This is a genomic window from Streptomyces sp. NBC_00414 (assembly GCF_036038375.1).
Lineage (GTDB): Bacteria > Actinomycetota > Actinomycetes > Streptomycetales > Streptomycetaceae > Streptomyces.
In genome coordinates this window covers 1,127,226-1,144,740 of record NZ_CP107935.1, presented here as the reverse complement: position 1 = coordinate 1,144,740, position 17,515 = coordinate 1,127,226, and the positions used below count along the sequence as shown (strand labels likewise).

General features: G+C 70.5%; 14 protein-coding genes and 1 pseudogene. 8 read left to right on the top strand and 7 right to left on the bottom strand.

Translation table 11 applies throughout. The features are described from left to right. The first annotated feature begins 27 nt into the window (after window positions 1-27). The 3 genes from OHS59_RS05015 (at window position 28) to OHS59_RS05005 (ending at window position 1,226) form a co-directional block, all read left to right on the top strand. On the top strand, window positions 28-300 hold the full coding sequence (locus OHS59_RS05015) for a type B 50S ribosomal protein L31 (protein WP_328492176.1): 273 nt from the start codon (window positions 28-30) through the stop codon (window positions 298-300). 37 nt (window positions 301-337) lie between these two features. Continuing rightward, window positions 338-460 (top strand): type B 50S ribosomal protein L36, encoded by a 123-nt coding sequence (gene ykgO / locus OHS59_RS05010; RefSeq protein WP_266801006.1) that lies wholly within the window; start codon window positions 338-340, stop codon window positions 458-460. A gap of 199 nt (window positions 461-659) precedes the next feature. Continuing rightward, window positions 660-1,226, top strand: a complete 567-nt coding sequence (locus OHS59_RS05005; protein WP_328492175.1) for a snapalysin family zinc-dependent metalloprotease — start codon at window positions 660-662, stop codon at window positions 1,224-1,226. 135 nt (window positions 1,227-1,361) lie between these two features. Here the strand turns inward: OHS59_RS05005 and OHS59_RS05000 are convergent, their stop codons facing one another. Beyond that, complete coding sequence (locus OHS59_RS05000; protein WP_328492174.1) at window positions 1,362-1,826, bottom strand: ATP-binding protein; 465 nt, start codon at window positions 1,824-1,826, stop codon at window positions 1,362-1,364. Window positions 1,827-2,221: 395 nt separating this feature from the next. Here OHS59_RS05000 and OHS59_RS04995 point away from each other — a divergent pair, with 395 nt between their 5' ends. Further along, entirely contained in the window at window positions 2,222-3,898 is a 1,677-nt protein-coding gene (locus OHS59_RS04995) for a serine/threonine protein kinase (RefSeq protein ID WP_328492173.1), read from the top strand. A gap of 60 nt (window positions 3,899-3,958) precedes the next feature. Here OHS59_RS04995 and OHS59_RS04990 read toward each other — a convergent pair whose 3' ends face one another. The 3 genes from OHS59_RS04990 to ppk2 all read right to left on the bottom strand — a co-directional run bounded on the left by OHS59_RS04990 (window position 3,959) and on the right by ppk2 (window position 7,003). Next, complete coding sequence (locus OHS59_RS04990) at window positions 3,959-5,269, bottom strand: MFS transporter (protein ID WP_328492172.1); 1,311 nt, start codon at window positions 5,267-5,269, stop codon at window positions 3,959-3,961. Continuing rightward, window positions 5,266-5,931 carry an ArsR/SmtB family transcription factor gene (locus tag OHS59_RS04985; RefSeq protein ID WP_328492171.1) on the bottom strand — a complete coding sequence of 222 codons (666 nt, stop codon included), beginning with the start codon at window positions 5,929-5,931 and terminating at the stop codon, window positions 5,266-5,268. Before OHS59_RS04985 ends, OHS59_RS04990 begins: the two co-directional genes overlap by 4 nt. A gap of 85 nt (window positions 5,932-6,016) precedes the next feature. Further along, entirely contained in the window at window positions 6,017-7,003 is a 987-nt protein-coding gene (gene ppk2, locus OHS59_RS04980; protein WP_443061382.1) for a polyphosphate kinase 2, read from the bottom strand. A 292-nt stretch (window positions 7,004-7,295) separates the two neighbouring features. On the opposite strand from ppk2, the pseudogene OHS59_RS04975 reads away from it, so the two are divergent. Next, window positions 7,296-8,201, top strand: a pseudogene (locus OHS59_RS04975) (winged helix-turn-helix domain-containing protein); the annotation flags it as partial. A gap of 163 nt (window positions 8,202-8,364) precedes the next feature. Here the strand turns inward: OHS59_RS04975 and OHS59_RS04970 are convergent. Beyond that, a complete protein-coding gene (locus OHS59_RS04970; RefSeq protein ID WP_328492169.1) occupies window positions 8,365-9,564 on the bottom strand; it encodes a PP2C family protein-serine/threonine phosphatase in 1,200 nt (399 codons plus the stop codon). A gap of 343 nt (window positions 9,565-9,907) precedes the next feature. Then, window positions 9,908-10,495, bottom strand: a complete 588-nt coding sequence (locus tag OHS59_RS04965) for a hypothetical protein (protein WP_328492168.1) — start codon at window positions 10,493-10,495, stop codon at window positions 9,908-9,910. Window positions 10,496-10,596: 101 nt separating this feature from the next. Here OHS59_RS04965 and OHS59_RS04960 point away from each other — a divergent pair, with 101 nt between their 5' ends. From OHS59_RS04960 to OHS59_RS04950, 3 genes are all read left to right on the top strand, one after another. After that, window positions 10,597-11,382, top strand: a complete 786-nt coding sequence (locus tag OHS59_RS04960; protein WP_328492167.1) for a cyclase family protein — start codon at window positions 10,597-10,599, stop codon at window positions 11,380-11,382. Further along, window positions 11,379-13,022, top strand: coding sequence for a thiamine pyrophosphate-binding protein (locus tag OHS59_RS04955; protein ID WP_328492166.1), 1,644 nt, complete (start codon window positions 11,379-11,381; stop codon window positions 13,020-13,022). The genes OHS59_RS04960 and OHS59_RS04955 overlap by 4 nt, the downstream gene beginning before the upstream one ends. A gap of 181 nt (window positions 13,023-13,203) precedes the next feature. Beyond that, window positions 13,204-14,751, top strand: a complete 1,548-nt coding sequence (locus OHS59_RS04950) for a HEAT repeat domain-containing protein (protein WP_328492165.1) — start codon at window positions 13,204-13,206, stop codon at window positions 14,749-14,751. A 45-nt stretch (window positions 14,752-14,796) separates the two neighbouring features. On the opposite strand, the gene OHS59_RS04945 is transcribed toward OHS59_RS04950, so the two are convergent. Further along, window positions 14,797-17,511, bottom strand: a complete 2,715-nt coding sequence (locus tag OHS59_RS04945) for an HD domain-containing protein (protein WP_328492164.1) — start codon at window positions 17,509-17,511, stop codon at window positions 14,797-14,799. Between the last annotated feature and the right edge of the window lie 4 nt (window positions 17,512-17,515).

Sequence of the window (17,515 nt, the reverse complement as noted above, 5' to 3'; positions counted from 1 at the left end):
ACGTACGGCTGCAAGGAAGGAAACCCCATGAAGCTCGGTATTCATCCCGTGTCCCGCCCGGTCGTCTTTCGCGACCGCGCCTCGGACGCCACGTTCCTCATCCGCTCCACCGCGCACTCGGCGACGACGATCGAGTGGGAGGACGGCAACACGTATCCGCTGATCGACGTGGAGGTCTCGTCGGCCGGCCACCCCTTCTACACGGGGACCGCGCGGGTCGTCGACAGCGCGGGCCGTGTGGAGCGGTTCGAGCGGCGGTACGGCCGTACGGCGTCGGTGTCGGCGTCGACGACCCGCTGACGACCGGCCGGAACCAGAGCGGGAGGAGAACACCGTCATGAAGGTGCGCAAGTCGTTGCGCTCGCTGAAGTCCAGGCCCGGTGCGCAGGTGGTGCGCCGCCGGGGCGTGGTCTTCGTGATCAACAAGAAGGATCCGCGCTTCAAGGCCCGCCAGGGCTGACGCGTCGCGGGCACGCTGCTGGGCCCGGTCCCCGGAGAGGGGGCCGGGCCCTTGTCGTGTGCGGCGCGCGTGTGCGCCGGTCGCGCAGGGCACTCGCGTGCGGCCGGATTGACGGATTGGCGTCCGTCCTTGCTGGGCAGGGAGCCAGGGTATGTCATGTCATGTGCACGACTACCTTCCCCCCACAAGGAGGTCGACCATGCACGTCCGTAAGCTGACAAGTGGACTCGCCGCTGTTCTGGCGGTGACCTTTTCCCTGCTGGGTGGCCAGGCCATGGCCGCTCCGGCCCCGGTCGCGGACCACGTCGCCGCCGCACGGGTCGTCACCTACGACGCGAGCGGTTCCGCGGAGTTCAGGTCCGCCGTGGACCGGGGCGCCGCGATCTGGAACGAGAGCGTCGCCGCCGTCGAACTGCAGCCCGTGGCATCCGGGCAGCGTGCCAACATCCGGGTCCTCGCGGACAACGGCTGGCCCCGCGCTCTGACCACCTCGCTGGGCAACGGCACCGTCTACATCGGCCGCCAGGCGGTCGATCAGGGCTACAACACGATCCGCATCTCGGCCCATGAGCTGGGGCACATCCTCGGTCTGCCGGACCGTAAGCCCGGCCCGTGCACGAGTCTGATGTCCGGCTCCAGCGCGGGAACCGCCTGCACGAACCCCTATCCGAACGCGGCGGAGAAGGCCGAGGTCGAGGGCAACTTCGGCGGTGCGCTCACGCGGACGGCCGGAGCGGTGCCGGTCGGGGTCACGATCGTGGACTGACCCGCCGAACGCGGTCGTACGCCCCGGGACGCGGGTCGCGGTCCGGGGCGTACGAGTCCGGTCCGGGTGACAACTGCCCCGACGGCGCGGAACGGACAGGCCTGCCGACGGGCCGGCGAGCACGCGGCCCGCGGGTCAGGGGGTCTCGGCGCCGGCCTTGGCGAGCAGGCCGATGCGGGCGGTGACGTGTTTGCCGACCGGCTCGCTCTGGACCTCGAAGCCCTCGCAGATGGCCATGACGATCTCCAGGCCGTGCTGGCCCACCCGCCCGGGATCCGCGGCCCTGGCCACCGGCAGTATCGGATCGCTGTCCCAGACGGCCACCTCAAGCGTGCCGCCGAGGATCCGCAGATCGAGCAGGACCGGCCCCGGCGCGTACTTCAGGGCGTTGGTGACCAGCTCGCTCACCACCAGCTGGGTCAGGCCCATGGCCCGTTCCGTCACCGGCAGGCCGTGTTCGGCCTGGGCCTGCGACAGGAAGTCGGTCGCGAGATGACGGGCCTCGGCGATGCAGAGCGAATCGCCTTCCAGAGCAACAGTGGTCTCTATGCGGCCACGCTGCGGCGCCATAAGGCCTCCGCCCTTGATCAATGATTCCATGCAGTCCGCCTCACCCGGTGCTTGCCCGCATGTACCCCCTCTTCGAGGACCTACGCATCTGCTGTCGGCGAAATTTGAGCGGGCGGGCAATTCGGGGTCAAACGGAAGATCCGACGAGATCGGTTGCCGGGATCGAGTGTGGAGTAAGCCCGGAGAGCGGGGGTAGTGGCCCCATGTCGCGGGAAAGCGGGACGTGGAGCCTGGGGAGGTCGCACGTACCGCTTTCCCGCCATTCTCGTGCGCCCGCTCTCTGCCCCGCGTCTCTTCCGAGGGCGACACCGGAACAAGGCCCGGCCGTCACATCGGGTACCGGCGATCGCGGATCCGTTGAACGCAGGACATGGCCCACTGCGTATCCCTGGTGACTGGGAGCAAGGCTTCAGCGAGGGATGGGCATGGGCAACGCGGGTGCCGCTGCAAATGAGCTGGTCGCCGGAAGGTACCGGCTGCAAGAGGTCGTCCACCACGAGGTGAACTGCGTCTGCTGGTACGGCGAGGACATCGAGTACGCACGTCCGCGACTGCTGACGCAGACGCCTCTCCCGCCCGATCCGATGCCCGACCCGATGGCGGATCCGGTCGGGCGGACGGTCGCCCGGATCCGCCATGCGTCCGAGGTCATGGGACTGCTGTGTCCGGGCGGCGTGGCGAGCGTCATCGACGTCGTCGAGGAGTCCGACAGCCTGTGGACGGTCGTCGAATGGATCGACGGCATGCCCCTGGGCGAGTTCCTCGACCAGTACGGCCCGCTCGACTACACGCGGGCCGCCCGAATCGGGCTCGACGTCCTGGGTGTGCTGGAGGCCGCGCATGGTGAGGGCCTCGTCCACGGGGAGCTGAGTCTCGGCCAGGTGTTCGTACGCGACCACGGCGGTGTGGTCGTGTCCGGGTACGGTCTGGCGGGCGCCGGTGCGGCCGCACGGCTCGGCGCGCCGGCGTACGCGTCCCCGGAGCAGGCCCGTGGCGACTCCTACGGTTCGCCGGCCGACCTGTGGGCGCTGGGCGCGCTGCTCTACACGATGACCGAGGGACGGCCGCCCTTCCGTGACCGCGGCCAGCCGGAGGCGACCCTCAAGGCGATCGTGAGGCTGCCGCTGCGCAGCCCGCGGCATGCCGGTCCGCTCGCGCAGATCCTGCAGGGACTGCTCCGCAAGGACTTCCGCGAACGGCTCACCGGTCCGGTGGTCCGCGACGCCCTCCTCCGTGTCCTCAGTGCGGACCCCGAGGCCGTGGCGGAGACGGTCGCGCAGCCGAGGCCCTCGGTGCACCGACTCGTGAGCATGGCCCGGGGCAGAGCGAACCTCGGACGCGCGACGCTCATCGGGACCGCGGTCGCCGCTGTCGTCGCCGTGACGGTGACCGCTCTCGCCGCGACCGGCGACGGTTCGGGGCCGGATGTCTCGGCCTCCGACGCGACGGCCTCGCGTACCGGTCCCGTTCTCCCGACCGGAGCCGGGAACGGGGCGAGTACGCCGTCAGCCGGTACCGCGTCACCCACCGCGTCCCCGTCCCCCTCATCGACCCCTACCCCTTCCCCATCCCCTTCCCCATCCTCTTCGCCCTCCTCACCTTCGCCCTCGTCCTCATCCTCCGGCGGAGGGGGCCTTCCGGCGGGCTTCCGCGTCTTCACGGCGTCGGAAGGCTTCACCGTCGCGCTCCCCAAGGGCTGGAAGCGACTCAGCACCGACCGTGCCGAGGACCGCTCCTACCGGGTCGTCTTCGGCGCCGACGGCGATCCGCGGAACCTGGCCGTCACCTACAGCACACGCGTCGGCTCCGACCCGGTCGCCGTATGGCGGGACACCGTGGAGCCCTCGCTGCGACAGGACTCCGGCTACGACAGGCTGGGCGCGATCCGCGCGACGACCTACCAGGGCCGTGAGGCCGCGGACATGGAGTGGGTCGAGAGGACCGGGGGCACCCGGGTACGCACCTTCGGCCGTGGATTCCTCATCGGGGGCGGGGAGGGTTTCTCGGTTCGCTGGACGACCCCGGCCGCCGACTGGGAGACCGCTGCCAACCAGCGGGCGTTGAAGACTTTCCTGGCGACCTTCCGTGGGCTGCCGGACTAGCGGGCTGCCTGCTGGGGCGACCGACCGGCCGCGTGGCGGACCGCCGGACTGGACGGCGGGTCAGTCTCCCGTGAGCCCGCGTGTGTCCCGGCGTGGCCGATCCATGGCGCGCCACTCCGGCCGCAGTCCGGTCAGGCTGGTGGTGAGGAAGTACGCGATCCCGCCGACCATCAAGACCGGTACCAGCCCGGTGGCGGCCACGGCCGCTCCCGCGACCAGCCCGCCGAGGGGGATGCCGGACCAGGCCAGCGAGTCGCCGAGCGCGTTGACCCGGCCCAGCAGCGGGCGAGGTATTCGCTCGAAGAAGACGGCGCCGATGATCGGGTTGATGAAACCCGCGCCGAGCCCGCTCACGGCGAAGACGGCCAGTACGGCGCCCATCGGCGCGCCGGAGGCGAGTATCAGGAATTTCGGTGCCCCGGCGAGAAGGAAGCCGACGAAGAACACCGCCCGGCGCCGCAACCGGTGTGCGAACGCCGCCGCCAGGAGACTCCCGCAGATCGCCATGGCTCCTGAGACGCTGCTTGCGAGGCCGATCGCCGTCGGCCCGTTTCCGGATTCCTGGGCCCAGACGGGAACGAGCACCGCGGAGAAACCGGCGTCCAGGAGATTGGTCGTGCCGACCATCACGATGAGGGCGAGGAGCAGCGGGTCGCCGCGCAGGAAGGTCCAGCCCTCGCCGAACCGCTGCCAGTAGCCCGGGCCCTCTTTCGTATGCGGTGACCTGTCCGGCGACAGGGGTTCCTCGGCGGCATGTCCCATGTTCCGGGGCAGCACCAGCGCGATGATCACCGAACCGGCGGCGAAGCAGGCCGCGTTGACCGCCAGCCCCGCCAGCGGGCCGACCAGCCCGATCAAGGCGCCGCCGGCCGCCGGGCCCACGGTGGAGGCGAGCCTCTCGATCACGCCGGACAACCCCGTCGCCCGCTCCAGGGGAACCCGGCTGCGGTCGGCCGCCTCGGGCACCATGACCTCCTTGGCCAGGTCGCCGGGGCCCCGGGCCGCGCCGATGAGCACCACCAGGGCGAGGAGCACGGGAAACGAGAGCAGCCCCGAGCCGTGGAGAACCGGAACGGCCGCGGCGGCGGTCGCGCTGGCCAGGTCGGTGGTCCAGGAGACGACGCGTGGGCCCACCCTGTCCACCAGCGGCCCGGTGAGTGCCTTGACCACCACATAGGGAGTCATCTCGAAAAACGCGACCAGTCCGGTCTTGGTGGCGCTCCCGGTCGTGACGAGCACGAACCAGGGCAGCGCGATGCCCGAGATCCGCGTACCGGTCAGCGAGACCGCCATCGCGGTGAGCACTCCGGCCAACGGCCGTAACGCGCGTTTCCCGGGTAAGCGGTCCGTGTCCGCGGCGGTGTCCGTCACGGCCTCTCCGGGGCGGTGGCCCCGTCTCCCCGGGAAGGATCCGCCGAGGGCGCGGAGCTGTCCGGCTCGGGCAGCAGGAGCGTGATCACGGAGAACCGTTCGGCTCCCTCGGGCGCCGACGCCGCCGCCTCCGTCGTGTCCCGGCGATAGCGGTTGAGGACACCCCGCAACTCCTCGTAGAGACCGGAAGCCTCCTCGGGGGTGATCCGCAGGGCCCAGTCGCTCATGTCGAACGTGTCCCGCCACGCGGGGGGCAGGGTCTGGAGTTCGCCCAGCGCCCGCTCCGTGTGAGCGGTGTGGCGGGCGGCGACGGACTGCAGGTAGGCCAGTGTCGCCTCGGGCTCCCGCTCGGCCAGCTCGCGGTCGTTGAACCACGTCCTGCTGTGCACCGACCGCCACCAGCGCTCGCGTGCGTTGCCGCGTTCCGTGTCCTCCTCCACGAGGCCCGCGCCTTCGAGCTGGCGCAGGTGGTAACTGGCGGTGCCGGAGTTCACGTCCAGGCGTTCGGCGAGCCGGGTGGCCGTCGACGGGCCGTGCTTTCGCAGCAGCCCCACCAACTGCACCCGGATCGGGTGCGCGAGGGCCCGTAGCCCCTTGGCATCGAGAACGACGGTGTCCTGGTCGGCATGTGGGTGCTGAGGTGTCGCGTCGGGTTCAGGCATACCGAGCACGCTAGACCACAAAGAGTTCTTCGCAAAGACTTGTTTGCGAAGAACTCTTCGCGAAGGGCGCAGGAGTCCGGGGTGCCTAAGGGTGCAGGCCGGGGCCCTCGTCGTGCGGGGACAGGGGGGTCGGGGAGAGGTCCGTCGGCACCTCACCGCTCTCCAGCAGGGTGTTGGCGGAACCGATGATCCGCGGATCGGCCGTTCCGACGGCCTGCTTGTCCTTCGCCGTGTAGTCGCAGCACAGCAGCAGATGACGCATGGCTTCGAGGCGGCCACGGCGCTTGTCGTTGCTCTTCACCACGGTCCATGGCGCGTACGGCGTGTCCGTCGCGCGGAACATGTCGACCTTCGCCTCGGTGTAGGCGTCCCACAGGTCGAGGGAGGCCAGGTCGGTGGGGGACAGTTTCCACTGCCGGACGGGGTCGATCTGGCGGATGGCGAACCGGGTGCGCTGCTCACCGCGCGACACCGAGAACCAGAACTTGATCAGCAGGATCCCCTCGTCGGTGAGCATCTTCTCGAAGATGGGTGCCTGTGTGTAGAAGTGCCGGTACTCGGCCGGGGTGCAGAAGCCCATGACACGTTCGACCCCGGCCCGGTTGTACCAGGACCGGTCGAAGAAGACGATCTCGCCGGCCCCCGGGAGATGCGGCACGTAACGCTGGAAGTACCACTGCCCGGCTTCCTTCTCGGTGGGCTTGTCCAGTGCCACCACGTGCGCACCGCGCGGATTCAGACGCTCGGTGAAGCGCTTGATGGTGCCGCCCTTGCCGGCCGCGTCACGCCCCTCGCACACCACGACGACCCGTCGGCCGGTCTCCCGCACCCACTTCTGCAGCTTGAGGAGTTCTATCTGCAGGATCCGCTTCTGCCGCTCGTAGGAATGACGGCGAAGCTTCTTCTCGTACGGGTAGTTCTCGCGCCAGGTGTCGAGGGGCTTGCCTTCGCCGTCCAGGAGGACGGGCTGCTCGGGCCGTTCCTCGTTCACCAGTAGTCCGGCGAGCAACTCCGGCTCGACGGAGGGATCTTCTCCGCTGCCGGAGGCAGGCGCGTTCAGAGGGTCAGCCACAGGTGGTCCCTTCGTAGCCCGGGCGGTCGTTCCCGCCGACGGACCGGCGTACGAGTCCCGCCCCCGCCAGAATGGCATGCGGCCGACCGTCCGGCACCGTGCGGAACGGTCGATGTCGCCCGTACCGGATGTTCGTGTGCCCAGTACCCGGGCGGCGCCGACAATCACGGCGGGTCGAGCGGATTCGGCCATTGCGCGCCCGGTTCCGGCCCCGCGCGCAACTCCCGTCTCGCCGGACGGCTCTTAACCGGTGAGGGGACGATTTCAGGTAGGCAAGGCACACGGGGGACCCATGCTCAAGTTCCACTTCACGGACGTAGATATGGCCCGCATTCGGATGGCGACCGGTCCGGATCCCATGTGGGAGCTGTTACTCAGCCTGCATCTGCTGGGCGGGAACGACGGATCGGTCGTCTTCGGGGCGTGGAAACGGCACATCCGCAACCGCCTGCCCGGCAGTACCCGGCTGCTGTTCGAGCTGGCGCCGCCCCGTGGGTATTCAGCCGATTTCCTCACCCCGATGCCTGATCGGGGCGGCCTCGAAACGGGCATCGACGCCGTACTGTCCACCTCGCGCGGGGGGCTGAGGCGCGACATCGCTCGTCTTGCCGCGGCCCGGCACCTCGGGGCGCGAACGCTGTCGCTGGCCGAGGCGGGCTCCGACGCGATGCGCTTTCTCGGCACGGCCCTGCGCGGCTATTTCAACGTCGCGCTGCGGCCGTACTGGGCCCAGGTGCGGACCTCGATCGAGGCCGATCGCGCCGTCCGGGTGCGGGCGATCCTGGACGGGGGCACCGAGGGCATGCTGTCCAACCTGCATCCCGCCCTGAGCTGGCAGCCCGGTGTCCTGTCCGTGGCCAGCGCCTACGATCGCGACATCCGTCTCGACGGCCGCGGTCTGCTCCTGCTGCCCTCCTTCTTCTGCTGGCGGGCCCCCATCACGCTGCGCGATCCCGCCCTCCCTCCCGTGGTCGTCTACCCGATCGCCCACGATCTCGGATGGTCGCAGGCCGATGACGGCAAGCGTCACGAGGCGCGGGAGGCGCTGGGCACCCTGCTGGGGAGGACCCGCGCCGACGTACTGGCCGCTGTCGTCGACCAGGGCGGATCGACCAGCGATCTGGCCCGGCGGCTGGTCGTCTCCCCGGCGTCGGTCTCCCAGCACGCCGCGGCGCTGCGCGACTCGGGGCTCATCGTGACGCGGCGCTGCGGGCAGAGTGTCCACCACAGCGCCACCACGCTCGGGAGCGCACTGCTGGGCGGCCACCGGAACATCCCGCAGGCGTCCTTGCTCGGGGGCTAGGGGTTTCCGTCCAGGGGGGTGGGGCCGGCGGCAGGGACCGTCCGGGGGGCGTGTGCCGTCACCGCGCCGGGTCGGTGTCTCCGGGCGGACGGCGATTGCCGTGCCAGTCCAGGATCAGGACCGTGGCGTCGTCGCTGAGGTTGCCCTGGCAGGCCTCCGCCACCGCGGCCGTCAGCGTCCGGACGGCCTCCCTGGGATGCAGGGCGCGGGTGTCGTGCACGAGCCCGGCCAGATCGACGGCGGCGGCAGCGCGGTCCTGCATACCGTCGGTGAGCAGTATCAGCCTGTCACCGGCCCGCAGACGCAGTTCCTGCTCGCGGTACGGGATCGGACCCGGTACACCGAACGGCATGTTCACGGCGAGCCGGAGCTCTTCGACCGTGCCGTCGCGCAGACGCAGCGGCCAGGGATGACCGGCGTTGACCAGTCGGCAGACACCTGATTCGAGTTCGATGCACAGCAGTTGCCCGGTGGCCAGGCCCCGGCTGTGCTGCAGCAGGGCCTGGTGGGCCTGCTGGGCCTGTCTTACCGGGTCGCAGCCACTGCGGCGGGCCCCGCGCAGCGCACCGATCAGCAGGGTGGCCAGCAGCGCGGATTCGGTGTCGTGGCCCATGGCGTCGGTGATCGACAGATGCAGGGTGTCGCGATCCAGCGTGTAGTCGTACGTGTCGCCACCGATGTCGTCGGCCGGGACCAGCCCCGCGGCGAGGGCGAACTGGGACGCCTCGCAACTGGACGCCGTGGGAAGCAGCTGATGCTGGATCTCCGCGGCCAGGCTGGCCGTGGTGGTACGCCGGCGCAGGTGATACAGGTCGGTGAAGCGGCGGTCCGTGACGATGATGTAGGCCAGCGCGTGGGCCGCCTCCCGGACCTGTCTCAGCACGGTGTCGTCGGCGTACTGCAGGGTCATTTCGAGTACGCCGATGCAGTCCCCGCGGTTGGAGACGGGCGTGATGATGCGCCGACTTCCCTGCCCGTCCGTCTCCGCGTGCTGGCGCTGGCTCTGCAGCACCCTGCCGTAGACGCTGCCTTGCAGGTCGATCGGCTCGATCGGCTCGTTCTGCTCCGTGGCATCCTCCTCGACGGCCGCGGCCAGCCGTACGAGCCGGTGACCGATGAGGTCGACGAACAGGAAGGACACGCGCTCCGCACCGAACCGCTTCTGCAGGTTTCGGGCAACCACGTCGACCGACTCCCCGGGCGGCGCGGCCTCCGCAGAGCCCAGCAGCTCGCCCAGTTCCAAATCTCCACCATCCACGTCAACCTCCCATCGGAATTCGTTCCTTCTGCCCCGGGTTTCTCCGACCTCACTTGTCGGAGGTCATCACGGGGGTGTCATCGAACACGTTTGCGGGCGCGGGGGGCGTGCGCTGGAGGCCACCGATCCGCGCGGCTGTCACCCGGCGTACAACCCTGGGCGCGGACGGGCAGCCGTATGTACGGCGCCGTGAGAGACAGCCGTACGTACGGCTGCCGTGAGAGACCTCCGGCCGTTCGCTAAGCGGCGAGGACGGATTCCTTCCGCAGGGTCAAGGAGGAGAGCGGGCACGAGGAGAGCAGGCTCAAGGAGGAGAGCAGGCACACTCCGTATCCGCTTGCCGTCACCTCGGTAGCCACTTCTCGAGGGCGGCGATGAGGTGGTCGAGTGGAGGGTGCTCGGCTGAGCGGTCGGTGACGACCGTGCGGCCGTCGAACCGGAGCGTGTACTGGAACATGTCGGCCGCGCCCTTGTCCACGGTGGACCCGGGGACGTCGTCCAGTGCCGGGTCCCCGAGCAGCGTACGCAACCGTGTGAACTGGGCCGCGCTGGTACGGCGTACCTCGGCCTGGCCCTTGTCGCTGGTGCGGACGGTGCCGTCGCCGCGCAGGATCACCTCCTGCTGAACGCCCGCGAAGCCCCCGCTGACGGTCATGGTCACCAGCTTCCGATCCCGTCCGGCGGTGGGCACCGGAGACGGGCTCGTGGAGGCCGAAGCGGAAGCCGCGTCCGTGGCGGGAGGGGGCGGGGTGGGCGTGGGGAGTTCGCTCGACGGGGAGGTGGAGGCGGAGGGGGATGGGGATGGCGTGGTGGCCGGCGAAGGGGGCGGCGAGCTCGCCGTGTCCCCGTCGTCGTCGGTCGAACAACCCGCCAGCAGGATCAGTACGGTGGCCGCGAACACGGCCGCCGTCGTCCTCGTGCTCCTGGGCATCGCGCGCACTCTGCCTCCACCCGTCTTCCACTCGTCGGACCGGAGCGGCCGTCGTCACCGGCTGCCATGCTGTCAGTTCTTCCGTCGTACGAGGAGGCCGCATGTCCGAGCCGTCCGTTCTCGCCGCGCTGGTGGCCGGGTTGCGAGGGGGATCCATCGAAGTCGTCGACCTCACGTCGCCCTTGTCGTCGTCGACCCCGGTGCTCCAACTGCCGCCCGAGTTCGGCCAGACGCAGGTGTTCGCCCTGGAGGAGATCAGCAGGTACGACGACCGCGGTCCGGCCTGGTACTGGAACAACTTCCGTACCGGTGAGCACACCGGTACCCATTTCGACGCCCCGAACCACTGGGTGACCGGCAAGGACCTCGCGGACGTGGCCTCCGTACCCGCGGGGCGGCTGATCGCGCCGGCCGCGGTGCTGGACTTCACCGCCGAGGCGGCGAAGGACCCGGACTTCCTCGTCGAGGTGGAACACGTACGGGCGTGGGAAGCCGCGAACGGACCGCTGCCCGACGGCGGCTGGCTGTTGCTGCGGACAGGGTGGGACGCCCGCTCGCACTCGCAGGAGACGTTCCTGAACGCGGACGAGAACGGCCCGCACACCCCCGGACTGTCGGCGGAGTGCGCCCGCTGGGTGGCCGAGGAGTCACCGGTGATCGGCCTCGGCGTCGAGACGGTCGGCACCGACGCCGGACGCGGCCACGCGTTCGAACCGGCCTTCCCGTGCCACTCGTACCTGATGGGCAGTGACAAGTACGGGCTGACCCAGCTGCGGAACCTGGCGGCACTGCCCGCGACCGGCTCCGTCGTCGTCGCCGGACCCCTCCCCATCGTCTCGGGCTCCGGGTCACCCGCCCGGGTGCTCGCACTGGTGGAGCGCTCATGAAGGTCGCGGAGGCCGTCGGACGGGCGCTGTACGCGGCCGGGGTCGGACAGGTCTTCGGCGTCGTCGGCTCGGGCAACTTCCATCTGACCAACGCCATGGTCGCGGCCGGAGCGCGTTTCGTCGCCGCCCGCCACGAAGGCGGCGCGGCGACGATGGCCGACGCGTACGCCCGCGTCAGCGGCACCGTGGCCGCGCTGAGCGTCCATCAGGGACCGGGCCTGACGAACGCCATGACGGGAATCGCCGAGGCGGCCAAGAGCCGCAGCCCGCTGCTGGTCCTGGCCGCCGAGGTGACCGAGCCGCGGTCCAACTTCCACATCGACCAGGAGGCGCTGGCCCGGGCGGTGGGCGCGATCCCGCTGCGGATCACGTCGGGCGAGCACGCGGTGCAGCAGGCCTGCGCGGCGGTCGAACGGGCCCTGCACGAGCGGCGGACCGTGCTGCTCAACGTCCCCTTGCGGACGCAGGACCTGGACGTGCCCGAGGGCGCCCTGGCACAGGCGGCGCCACCGCGGGAACGGACGCCGGTCGAGCCGTCGCCGGACGACGTGACGGCGTTGGCGCGGGTGCTCGGACAGGCACGGCGACCGCTCTTCGTGGCCGGCCGCGGCGCACGCTCACCGGGCGGACGGGCCGCCCTCGAAGCGCTCGCCGAGCGCCACGGAGCCCTGCTGGCGACATCGGCCGTGGCACGCGGCCTCTTCCACGGCAACCCGTGGTCGCTCGACGTGTCCGGAGGCTTCTCGTCACCCCTGACGGCCGAACTGATCGAGGCCGCGGACACGATCGTGGGCTGGGGCTGCGCCCTGAACATGTGGACGATGCGGCACGGCCGGCTGATCGGCGCCGACACGACCGTGGTGCAGGTCGACGACGACGCGTCGGCGCTCGGCGCACACCGGGAGGTATGGCTCGGGGTCACCGGCGACGTGGAACTCACCGCGCGCCGCGCCCTGGAGGCGAGCGGCGGTGGGGCGCGGGAGGGCTACCGGACCGCCGACGTCGCCGGGGCCGTCGCCGCGCGCGTACGCCTGCGGGACGTGCCGTACGAGGACACGAGCGGTCGTGAGCGGATCGACCCGCGAACGCTCACCATCGCGCTCGACGACATCCTCCCCGCGGAGCGCGTGATCGGCGTGGACTCCGGCAACTTCATGGGCTACCCGAGCATGTACCTGTCGGTGCCGGACGAGAACGGCATGTGCTTCACGCAGGCGTTCCAGGCGATCGGCCTGGGCCTCGCGACCGCGATCGGCGCGGCACTGGCGCGGCCGGACCGGCTCGCGGTGGCGGCCCTCGGCGACGGCGGAGCCATGATGGGCGCCGCGGAACTCGACACGGTGCGCCGGCTCGGACTGCCGATGGTCGTGGTCGTGTACAACGACGACGCCTACGGGGCGGAGGTGCACCACTTCGGACCGGACGGACATCCCCTCGACACGGTCGAGTTCCCGCCGACGGACATCGCCGCGGTGGCCCGGGGCTACGGCTTCGAGGCGGTGACCGTACGCACGCGGACGGATCTCAAGGCCGTCGAGGACTGGGTCGGCGGCCCCCGGTCCGTGCCTCTCCTCGTCGACGCGAAGGTGACCCGGGACCGGGGGTCCTGGTGGCTCGAAGAGGCGTTCCGCGGACACTGAGCCCGGCGCGGGGCACCGAGTCCCGCGCAGCGCGCTGAGTCGGGCGGGGGGCAACCGGGCCGGGCGGAGGGCAACCGGTCCGGGCGGAGGAAGCGCAACCCCGCAGCATCTCGTGAGTCTTCCTTGCAGGGGGTGCTGTGCCATGGGGGCGGATCAGCAAATCGCGTATTTCCTACGGGCGTTGGCGCGACAGGGAGAGGACCGGGACCGCGATCCGGGTCCGGACCCAAACCCGAAGGCGGATCCGGACCCGGACCCGGACCCGAAGACAGATCCGAACGCGGATCCGGAGCGGCGCGCGGCGGCGGCGAAAGGCCTCGGCAGGATCGGGCGGCCCGAACACGCCGGAGTCCTCGTCGAGGCAGCCGGCGACCCCGTTCCGGCGGTCCGCGCGGCGGCGGCTCTCGGACTGGGCAGGCTCGGAGTCCCGGAAGCGGCCGGCACGGTGCTGCCGGGCCTGATGCGTGACGCGGATCCATGGGTGCGGCGCCGGGCCTCGGTCGCCGCGATCAGACTCGGGCTGCAGGGCCCGACCGTCACGCGGGCATACGCGGTCCTGCTCGGCGACCCCGACCACCACCTGCGCATCAACGCCCTGGTCGGCCTGTACGCGCTGGGCGTGACAGGCGATGTCCCGGCGCTGGCACGGCTGCTCGGCGATCCGGAGGGCGCGGTGTGGGGACGCGCCCGGATGCTGCTGTACCGGTTCCGCGACGACCCGGCCGTCCGGGCGGAGGTGATCCGTACGGCTCGCGAGGGCGAGGGCGCCGCCCGAGCCGAGGCCCTGGAGATGCTGCCGAAACAGTGCACCGAGCGGCTGCTCGATTCGCTGCTCACCGGACTGCGCGATCCGTCCCCCGAGGTGCGGTACGCGGTGGCCCGGCGGCTGTTGGGCCTGGAACGGCTCTCGGTGCGGGACGCCCTGGTCGAGGCACTGCGGACGGAGCGGGACCCGGAGGTGGCGGGGACACTGCTGAGCGGACTCGGGTGGCGGGGCGAGCGGCGCGTGACCGACCCCGCGGTGCGCTGGCTCACCGACCCCGGGGCCGGGCGGTGGGCCGCGACCGCGCTGGGACACATCGGCACCGGTACGGCCGCGGAACACCTCCGCAAGGCCCTCGCGGACGAGACGATGCCGGGCAGTACCCGGGCAGCCGCCGCGGCGGCCGTCGGCAAGGCGGGCAGATGGGACACGGTCTGGTTGCTGCTCCCGCTTCTCGACGATCCCGAGGCCGAGGTGCGGGCGGGCGCGGTCGACGGCCTGGGCGAACTCGTCCACGACGGCCTGCGCTGGTGGGAACGCCGTCCCGTCGCGGACGCGCTCACCGCCCGTCTCGCATCCGGCAGGGACGCGATCTGGCGTACGAGCAATGCGCTCGACGGCCTCGACGAGGCACTCCCGGCCGTCCGCCGCCTGGCGGACGGGGCTCCCTCAGGAGAGATCCGGGCCGCCGCACTGTGGCTCCTGGACGCGGACGACGCGACCGCTCGGCAGGACGTACGGCGCTTCGAGCGAGGCCTCGACGACGATGACGAGGGAGTCCGCTACCAGGCGGTTCAAGGCTTCACCCGCTGGGTGGCGAACGGGGCGTCGCCCTCGCTGGACAGGGCGGTCCACGACCGGCTCACCGCCCTCACCACCGACGCCTCCCCACGCCTGCGCCAGGCGGCCACCGAACTGCTCCAAGCGCTGGACACGGGCCGCGAGCCGCCACCGGGGGAGTCCTGAGGGCAGGGCAGGGCAGGGCGGGGCTTGGCGGGACGCGGCCGGGTTTCAGGAGTTCGGCGGCGAAGGCGGGCTTGCCGGGTGCGGGCGGCGCAGGTGGTAGCCCCAGATGGGTCCTACGGTCTCGTCCTCCAAGTAGGCGACATCCGACCAGCCTCGTTGTTCGACGGGGGCGAGAAGGTCCCCGATGGTGCAGGACCAGGCTGAGCAGAGGGTGTTGAGGAAGTACCCGTGGGGCCTGCCGGAAACGCGCCACCAGAACTTCTGCCAGCTGAGCGATGTGTCGTGGCGAGCGAACTCGTAGGCGCTGTCGCGACATGACGCTGCGGGGAAGAGATCGGTGAGTTTGGGGTCCAGGCTACGACTGCAGATCAGGATGCAGTTCTCGGCCAGACATATCTCGCGTCCGGACAGATAGTGGAAGGTTCCCGGCGGGCGGGATCTCCAACCTAGCGGCAGGCCCCCCTCGGCGAGGAATACTTCGGTCCGTTGCGCGGCCCACCGGCTGATGTCGCCGGGCCGCACAAGCCCTTCGGCGGTCATGGCGAAGGCGGCGTCCTCCGGAAGGCTGTGGAGGGCCCGGTACTGGGTGAAGGCGAGTTCCAGCTGAAGCGAGTCCGTGTAGTTGCCTGTGCTGCGCAGCCGCTGTTCCTGTTCGCGTATCCAGCGGCGCAGTTGTTCCTGATCGGCGACGGGCTTGGCCTGGTCTCGCGAAGCGCGGTCGGGCCGACCGACGAGGTACCCGGCGAAGCCCATTGCTTCGTCGGCGAGGAAACCGCTGACGGTGATGATGCCCCGGTAAGTCAGCTGGCTCCAGTAAAGAAGGTCGGATCCCAGAGCGGCCAGGCCGATGCGCTGCTGGTCGTCGTCGAAAAGTTCTGTGGCGCGTTCGACGAAGGCTTCTCTCAGTCGCAGGCGTTGCTTCTCCTGATTAGCCTGCCAACTGTTGAGTAGAGAGGGGTAGAGGCGGTCGAAAACCGCTTCGGGCGACCCAGTGGTCAGGGCGAAGGGCTCGACTGTGTCTGCAGTGGTCGCTCCAGGTTCCCAGACGCGGATGGGTACCGTGTTCTCCAAGACGAGCCGACGCACGAGCTGGATAAGGTGGTCGTCGGCAGTGGGCAGGAGGATGCCCTCGGTGCTGTACGGATCCTCCTTGAGCCGGATGCGTATCAGGGTGCCAGGGGCCGTCCGGACGGAGGCCGGCAGCGCCGCGAGCAAGGGGCGCCGCGCTGATCCGTCGAAGGTGAGCCGGCGGGCGTCCGCCGTCGAGCCGTCGAAGCGCCGGGTGGTCAGCTCGATCTCGTGGCCGAGCATGAAGACGGAGAAGAAGCCGATACCGAACCGGCCTCTCGGCTTGAATCCGCCGCTGGCGAGTCCGGGCAGCCGGTTACGGACCCGGGGGGAACTCCAGCCGCTGGTGCCGAAGTCCAGCAGGCCGTGGACGAGGGTTTCCTCGTCCATGCCGATGCCGTTGTCGCGTACTTCCAGATACCAGGCTCCCTGTGTCCGCGTCAGGCGCACCTCGACCTGGGCACCCGCGAAGTCGGGGTCGATCACCTGGCGGGCGAGCACGGCGTCCTGGGCGTTCTGGATCAACTCACGGACGGCTACCTCGGGTTCTTTGCCGTAGAGCTGTTCACCGCCGAGGGTCTCGACGAGGGAGGGCACGTTGGAGATCTTCACGGCGGCGTCGACGGGCCGCCAGTCGGTCACCGGGAAGAGCTCGGCGAAACGCTCGGGGGAGTCCACCCCGGCCACCGCGCGGGCGGCCAGCCGTCCGCGCCCGAGATCGTGGAGAAGGGCGTCGACCTTCTTCAACTCGTCGTCCACCTGGCGCAGATAGTCCAGAGCCAGCCACCACGCGGGCGCGGCCTGCGGGGCGAAAGGCCGCAGTGAGGTGTACGTGACCCGGTCGCCCTGCAGATGCGGGCGGCTGACGTGTTCCTGGAACCGCCAGTGGTCGTGCGAGAGGCCCTCGGGCCTGCGGAGCGAGAACAGGAACGTGGGTGCGCGCCGGCTGTCGATCTGGGTGGCGTCGGCGAGCCGCAGGACGCAGGCCAGCTTGAGCGGCTCGATGAGCCATTCCACCGGCTGCCAGGTCAGCGAGCCCTTCGCCTGCCGGAACTGTGAGCCGAGTGCGTCGACCGACCACCAGTGGCTCGCCGCCAGGTCGCCGATGAGCGGGCCGTACGACTCGCGCAGTTGCAGATCCTGGATGAGGTGGATCTCGTTGCCCGCGCTGGATCGCCACGGCTGGTCCACCAGTCGTCGGGCCTGTTCCGCGTGAGCCTCCCGGATGGCGATCGCCCGGCACTCCTCGGCGATCTCCGCCGGGGGTGTGTCCAGTTCCGCGGGGTCCGGCCAGCAGCCTTTCTTGCGGAAGTGGGTGATCGACACGAGGTCGCGCCACCGCTGTGCGCCCAGCGCGTCGGGGAGGCTCACGGAGTAGGCCGCCGCCCCCATGGCCGCATCGTGCAGAACGAAGGCACACCCCAGTACGTATGCCTCGGCCGGTGTCAGCGTGACCTGTTCACCGCAGATGATGTCGGCCGTCTCCCACAGCGCGTCGACATGCGTGATGTCGTGGACCGTGAAATCGGGCATGCTGCGGGCGTTCTCCGTCAGCAGCGGGGCCGCGTTCTCACGCAGGGCCAGATAGGAGGCACGCAGACGCTCGCGCTGAACCCGGTGATCGTCCCCGCGCGGTCGTACGGCCAGGGTCTTCCGCCAAAGAGGTGTCGCGGTGAAATCGAATTCCGGCACCTGG